Source organism: Bradyrhizobium sp. (assembly GCF_050014615.1).
In the GTDB taxonomy this organism is placed as follows: Bacteria; Pseudomonadota; Alphaproteobacteria; order Rhizobiales; family Xanthobacteraceae; genus Bradyrhizobium.
This window is the reverse complement of record NZ_JBEKCZ010000264.1, coordinates 1-6,443: the sequence shown is the minus strand read 5'-3', so window position 1 is coordinate 6,443 and position 6,443 is coordinate 1. Positions and strand designations below refer to the sequence as shown.

Annotated in this window: 5 protein-coding genes and 2 pseudogenes; 3 read left to right on the top strand and 4 right to left on the bottom strand. The window is 62.8% G+C overall.

What is annotated here, in order from left to right; genetic code table 11:
• Positions 1-251: pseudogene (locus ABR948_RS27340) on the bottom strand (OsmC family protein); the annotation flags it as partial.
• A 228-nt stretch (positions 252-479) separates the two neighbouring features.
• Here ABR948_RS27340 and ABR948_RS27335 point away from each other — a divergent pair.
• Complete coding sequence (locus ABR948_RS27335) at positions 480-1,145, top strand: TetR/AcrR family transcriptional regulator (protein WP_428124055.1); 666 nt, start codon at positions 480-482, stop codon at positions 1,143-1,145.
• Positions 1,146-1,170: 25 nt separating this feature from the next.
• Here ABR948_RS27335 and ABR948_RS27330 read toward each other — a convergent pair whose 3' ends face one another.
• The 3 genes from ABR948_RS27330 to ABR948_RS27320 all read right to left on the bottom strand — a co-directional run bounded on the left by ABR948_RS27330 (position 1,171) and on the right by ABR948_RS27320 (position 4,146).
• The gene (locus ABR948_RS27330) at positions 1,171-2,247 is read right to left on the bottom strand and encodes an alpha/beta hydrolase (protein ID WP_428124053.1); all 1,077 of its coding nucleotides are present in this window, start codon (positions 2,245-2,247) and stop codon (positions 1,171-1,173) included.
• A 63-nt stretch (positions 2,248-2,310) separates the two neighbouring features.
• Positions 2,311-2,742 carry a GlcG/HbpS family heme-binding protein gene (locus ABR948_RS27325; RefSeq protein ID WP_428124051.1) on the bottom strand — a complete coding sequence of 144 codons (432 nt, stop codon included), beginning with the start codon at positions 2,740-2,742 and terminating at the stop codon, positions 2,311-2,313.
• A 201-nt stretch (positions 2,743-2,943) separates the two neighbouring features.
• Positions 2,944-4,146, bottom strand: coding sequence for a TrmJ/YjtD family RNA methyltransferase (locus tag ABR948_RS27320; protein ID WP_428124049.1), 1,203 nt, complete (start codon positions 4,144-4,146; stop codon positions 2,944-2,946).
• Positions 4,147-4,435: 289 nt separating this feature from the next.
• Between ABR948_RS27320 and ABR948_RS27315 the strand changes: the two genes are divergently transcribed.
• Both ABR948_RS27315 and ABR948_RS27310 read left to right on the top strand, forming a co-directional pair.
• Positions 4,436-5,293 carry an alpha/beta hydrolase family protein gene (locus ABR948_RS27315; protein WP_428124047.1) on the top strand — a complete coding sequence of 286 codons (858 nt, stop codon included), beginning with the start codon at positions 4,436-4,438 and terminating at the stop codon, positions 5,291-5,293.
• Positions 5,294-6,296: 1,003 nt separating this feature from the next.
• Positions 6,297-6,443, top strand: a pseudogene (locus ABR948_RS27310) (NADP-dependent isocitrate dehydrogenase); the annotation flags it as partial.

Sequence of the window (6,443 nt, the reverse complement as noted above, 5' to 3'; positions counted from 1 at the left end):
GCCAGTGAAGCTTCGGAAGGATTGGGCGCGGTGTCGTCGCCCAACAGACCCGGCGGCTCGTCGACGATGTAGGGCGGAAGGTTGCGGATATAATTGGCATGGCGGAACTTGCCTTCGGCCACGGTCTTGCATTTCAAGGTCTTGATGACCTTCGGGTTGGCCTTGCTGTTGACGATCAGCTGCTCCAGCCCCTCCTTGTCGATCGGGGCGAGGCAACCTGTAAGCACTGTTTTTTGAGCGACCGCAGTCATTGATTTTCTCCCTAGACGGCAGGATACCGAACGGTCTGTATCCTGCATGAAGCGTGCCAGAGACGGGCCAGGGGAAAACCCAAAGCAGTGAAGCCGCTTAGCCCGAACTGCCTTCGAAACGGTCAGGGGCGCGCTGCTCAATCGCGATGCAATTGCCGGCGCGGGCGATTATTTTGGACGCAGAAAGATGCGACTTGATGAGTGCGGCACAGTTGGATTAACTGAGGCATGGGCAAAACATCTTCGAAGGGACGTCCCGTCGCGGCCGGTCTCGCCGCCGGCGATGATGAATCCGCGCGCGGGCGCTTGCTGAGCGCCGCCACGCGGCTGTTCTGCAAGAACGGCATCAACGCCACCGGCATCGACGCCATCATCAATGAAGCCGGAACCGCGAAGACCACGCTCTACAAGCTGTTCGGCTCGAAAAACAACCTCGTGCACGTCGTGCTCGAGACCGAGGGCAAGCAGTGGCGTGAATGGTTCATCGACGCCGTCGAGTCCGGCGGCGGCAGCGCGCAGGCCAAACTCACCCGGATTTTTCCGGCGCTGAAGGACTGGTTCCGTCAGGAACGTTTCTACGGCTGCCCCTTTATCAATGCCGTCGGCGAGCACGACAAAGACCAGAAGCAGCTTCGCGCCATCGCGATGCGGCACAAGAAGGTGGTGCTGGCCTATATCGAAAAACTCGCGGGCGAAATGGGCGCGGCGGAGCCGGAAGTGCTGGCGCACCAGCTCGCGCTGCTGATGGACGGCGCCATCGTTGCTGCCATGGTCACGCGCGATCCCGGGGTCGCCGACACGGCGGGACTTGCCGCGGGCTCACTGTTCATGCCTTCAAAGCAGAAGAAGCCCAAGCGCGCCGGCAATGTGCCGACGGAGTTGATGGCCGTCTGAGCGGCCATCAACCGGTCGCCCCGATCTATTTTCCGAGATGCTTGTCGAAGAAGCCTGCGATCTCCTCGAAGGCTTCCTTTGACTCCGGCGCGGTATCGTCCCGGATGTAGTGGGCGTGCGACATGCCTTCATAGATTTGCAGCGTGGCCTCCACGCCGGCCTGACGAAGCTTGCGGTGAACGCGAACCGTATTGCTCAACAGAAGATCGCGCGTGCCGCTGGTCAGGATGGTCGGCGGAAAGCCGGTCATGTCGCCGTAGACCGGCGACAGCATCGGGTCCTTCATGTCGTGTCCATCGGCGTAAACCTTGGTGCCTGCGTCGCAAAAGCCGTCCGGCGAGACCAGAACATTGTCCAGCATCGCGTTGGTGTAAAAGCTGTCACCGACCTTGGTGACATCCGACATCGGCGTTCCCGGCGCAATCGCCCCCGGCAGTGGCAGCCCCAGCTCTTTGGCCTTCAGCACCATTTCGAGGGTCAACGCGCCACCGGCCGAGGTGCCGAAGATCGCCATGTTCTTGGGGTTCATCGTCTTCACCACGGCCTTCCAGACCGTGATGCCGTCATCGAGCGCCGCCGGGAACACCGCCTCGGGCGGCATGCGATAATCGACCGAGATCACCTTGATGTGCCCGAAGCCGGCCATGAAAATGGCCTCCGGCAATCCGGCCTCGCCCGGGTTGAGAACGTAGCAGCCGCCATGCATGTGGATGAGCTGCCGGTTGCGGTTTTCCGGTGCGACCGTTTCCGGCGTCACGATATAGGCCCGCACGCCGTCGATCGTGGTCTTCTCGACCTTGACCTGGAGCCGCTCCAGCATGCCCGGCACGTTCTTGACCAGCGCCGCGGCGCCGGCGTCCGCCACCGGCTTCCACTCCTCTCCGGTCCTGGGCTGGATATTCCAGTTCGACCGCAACGGCGCGCCGATGATCTTCTGCAACTGCGGACTGACCGTGGTCGGCACCGCTATGGTCTTGGCGGGTACGTCGATGGCCGCGGGAGCCGCGGTCTGCGCGAACGCCTCTCCCGTCGTGATGGTGGAAAGCAGAGCCAGCCAAGTTGCGGCCAGCGCATGGTTTCGCGAACGCGGCGACTTCTTCATCGGTCGTCTCCAGTCCTTAAGGGGTGGTATCGGCAAGGTATTGTCGGCACGTCGAATCACGCTCTATTTGAGCGCGGCCTCGACCTTGGCGAGGCCCGCATTGGCGCAGACTTCATCCTTTTCGCCGCCGGGCGCGCCGGACACGCCGACGCCACCGATGACTTCGGTGCCTGCCCTGATCGGAACGCCACCGCCGACGCCGACCACATTGGGAATCTGCCGCATATAGGCGTTGGCGGGATCCTCGAGCAGCTTCATGGTTTGCAACGAGGTCTGGTTGCGGGTGCGGGCCGTGTAGGCCTTGAGGCGGCTGAATTCCAGGGTATGCGGAGCAGTGCCGTCCCCGCGCAGCTGGGCCGCGACGTTGCCGCCCTTGTCCACGATGGTGACGGAGACCTTGTAACCATCCTTGGCGCACTGTTCGATCGCGCCCTGGATGATGGCCAGCGACAGCCCCATCGAGACGTTCTTTTCGACCTGGGGCGCCTGCGCCATTGCGGGCGCGGCGACGAGAATGGACCCAGAAACAAGTACTCCAAGCCGGAAAAGACGCATGTTTTAGCCTCCCTGTATTTATGTTTTGTCACTCGATGAACACTCATCCGCGCGACTTAATCCCGGCGGCTGAGAGAAAATCATAGGGCTTGATGGCTGCAACGGCAAAGACTTGCGCAGTTAAAGACTTGCCCCGAAATCCTAGGCAGGCCCCTGCAGACCGGCTTCAAGCCGGTCGAGTTCAGCGGCAATGCCGCCCTCGACATCCGCGACAGCCATCTTCACGACCCGGTAGCCGCGCGCCTCCAGCCAGGCCTGCCGCGCGGCGCGATCGCTGAGGATCAGCTCGGACTCATCGGGATTGATCAGTTCGATCGCCACGCGGTGCACGAACGACACAAAGTCGGGAATGTGACGGCCGACCGGCGTCTGCCGCTTGAATTGTCCGGCGAAGCGGCGATCGGTGGTCAGCGCCTGCCACAGGAGGCGTTCGGCGTCGGTCGGATTTCGCCGCAGCAGCCGCGCCAGTCCACGCACGGTGCCGCTCTCCGACGGCAGCGCGCCTTGCCCGTGCTCGGCCAGGAGGGCGCGCAGCCGGGTGGCCTGCTCGCCGTCGAGCACGCCGCCCTTGGCTGGACCCTTGCGTCCCTCGGCGATCGCCATCACCACGCCGTGCAGCGTATGCATGTCCTGCTTGGTCGGCTCCATGCGGGTGAAGATGTTGCGCAAATTGACCAGCATGGTCTCGCGCTTCTCGGCCGGGCGCAGGAATTCGACCTTGTCGAGCTCGCGCACCAGATTGTCGAAGAAGGCCTGCATCTGATGCTGCGAAGCGCGCTCGGAGCGTTCGGTCATCGCGAACGGCAACGCGCCTGATGTGGCAAGCTTGAACCACTCGTAGCCGACCAGCAGCACCGCCTGCGCCAGATTGAGCGAGGCGAAGCCGGGATTGACCGGAAACGTGACGATGCGGTCGGCCAGCGCCACCTCCTCGTTCTGCAGCCCGTAACGCTCGCGGCCGAACAGGATGCCGACGGTTGCGCCGCCGGCGATCGCGGCCGTCATTTCGCCCGCGGCGGCTTCCGGCGCGACCACGGGCTTGGCCTGATCGTGCGCACGGGCGGTGGTGGCGAATAACAGCGTGCAGTCGGCGACCGCCTGCTCGACGGTTTCAAACAGTTCGACATGGTCCAGGATATGGTCGGCGCCGGAGGCGGCGCGCCTGGCGTGGACGTTGGGCCAGCCGTCGCGCGGATTGACGATGCGCAGCCGCGTCAGCCCGAAATTGCCCATCGCGCGCGCGGCCATGCCGATGTTCTCGCCGAGCTGTGGCTCGACCAGAACGACGACGGGTCCGGTAAGTGCGATGCCTGATTTGGTCTTGTCGGTGCCCGAACCGGACATCTCGCTTCACTTTCTGATTCAAGCTCTGAAGATTCTGAATCAAGTTCCGAAGAACCTCATCCAACGCCTCAAGCGCGGCCGCCATTCGATGGCCGGTCCGGCGGTGTTTCTCAAGCAATATAATCCACTTAATGGCGTTTCCTGATTTTGGGTAAAAGCCTCGAATGCGCGCCGGCAGCGGCTGCTTTGCCCGCATACATGTTTCGGATACGCTATCAATCACAACCAAAGCGAACCTGCAAAACCAACCAAACGCCGGTTCAACGGCCGTTGGCATCGGGAGGCTACCATGCGCCGCAGATGGTCGTTGGCGATTGCCGGGGTGATTCTGATTCTGGCCGGCGGGGTGCTGGCATGGCTCACGCAGACCGCTGGCGGCATCCGGATCGAGGATATTCGCTTCAAGGGCGCCAAGGGCAACACCATGAGCGCCCTGCTTTACATCCCGCCGAATACGACCGCCCAGACCCCCGCCCCCGGCATACTCGCGGTTCACGGCTACATCAATTCGCGCGAGACCCAGGACGGCTTTGCCATCGAATTTGTCCGCTGGGGCTACGTGGTGCTGGCGCTCGACCAAACCGGCCACGGCTACAGCGATCCGCCGGCCTTCGCCAACGGGTTCGGCGGTCCCGATGGCCTGGTCTATCTGCGCAGCCTCGACATCGTCGACAAGAACAATATTGGGCTGGAGGGCCACTCGATGGGCGGCTGGACCGTTCTCGCGGCGGCGACCGCGATGCCCAACGATTACAAGTCGATGGTGCTGGAGGGCTCTTCCACTGGCAAGCCGTTTGCCGCCGACGGCACGCCGAGCTGGCCGCGCAATGTCGCGCTGGTGTTCGCGCAATACGACGAGTTCTCCAACCTGGTGTGGGGGGTCGAGCGGGCGCGCGACGTCACCCAGAGCCCGAAACTGTGGGCCCTGTTCGGTACTCAGGGACCCGTCGAACCCGGCAAGATCTATGCGACATCGCGCAAGGCGCCGCCCGCGTGCTATTTACGCCCGCGATCACCCATCCGGCCGAGCACATTTCGCACCAGGCGATCGGCTACAGTCTCGACTGGTTCGCCAAGACCCTGCAGGGCGGCACGCCGCGGCCATCGGACGACCAGATCTGGTTCGCCAAGGAGATCGGCACGCTGATCGCGCTGATCGGTTTCGTGATCCTCCTGATCGGGGCGTTCGACGGCCTGCTCGAGGCGCCCGTGTTTTCGCATCTCAGATTGCCTGACATCGCCGACGGCACCATGCCCGAGCATGTCGCGGCCAAAGGCGGACGCTGGACCACGGCGTTTCTGCTGACAGCCCTGATTCCGGCGCTGACCTATTATCCGGCCTTCGCGCTGGCCCGCACCTTCGTAAAGCCGTCGGCCTTGCTGCCGCAGGGCCTCACCAACCTGATCATGGTCTGGGCCCTCATCAATGCGCTGATTACGCTCGCCTTGATGCCGTTCGCGCCGAAGCGCGCCAGCCGGGCCGGCATTATTGTGCCGTCAATCCTGATTGCGCTGGCCACCGTCATTGTCGGTTATGGCGCATTGTGGCTTGCCGATCTCGCCTTCAAGATCGATTTCCGGTTCTGGATCGTCGCGCTCAAGCTGATGAGCGCCAGGCAGTTCCTGATTTTCCTGATCTATCTGGTCCCGTTCACGGCGTTTTTCGTGATCGCGCTGCATGTGCTGCACCGGAATTTCTCGACCATGGGCACCGGGCGCGGCGCGCTCTATCTGACCAATATTCTGGCGCTGACGCTGGGCTTCGTGGTGCTCCTGGTCCTGCAATACGGCACGCTGTGGCTGTCGGGAAAGCTGTTCAACCCGCTGCCCGACCCCGGCTTCGTGCCGCTTTCCACCATCGTCGCCATTCAGTTCGTGCCGCTGCTGGCGATCTGCGCCGTTGTCGCGACCTTCACCTGGCGGCGGACCGGCTCCAGCCTGCCCGGCGCCCTGATCTGCGGCCTCCTCGTCACCTGGTACGTGGTGGCGGGCACCGCCACGCAGGCGGCGTTCTGAGCAGCGTTTCGAGCTAAAAGATGGGCTGAAACTGCATAACGCCTTGGCTTTCGCCTTGGCGTTGGCAGTGCTATAGCGCGCATACATCACCCCTCCGTCCCCCCGCGCTATTCCCCGAAAAGGCCCTCTTCCCCATGGCAAAAATCAAGGTGACCAACCCCGTCGTCGAACTCGATGGCGACGAGATGACCAGGATCATCTGGCAATACATCAAGGACAAGCTGATTACCCCGTTCCTCGATATCAACCTGATGTATTTCGACCTCGGGATGGAATACCGC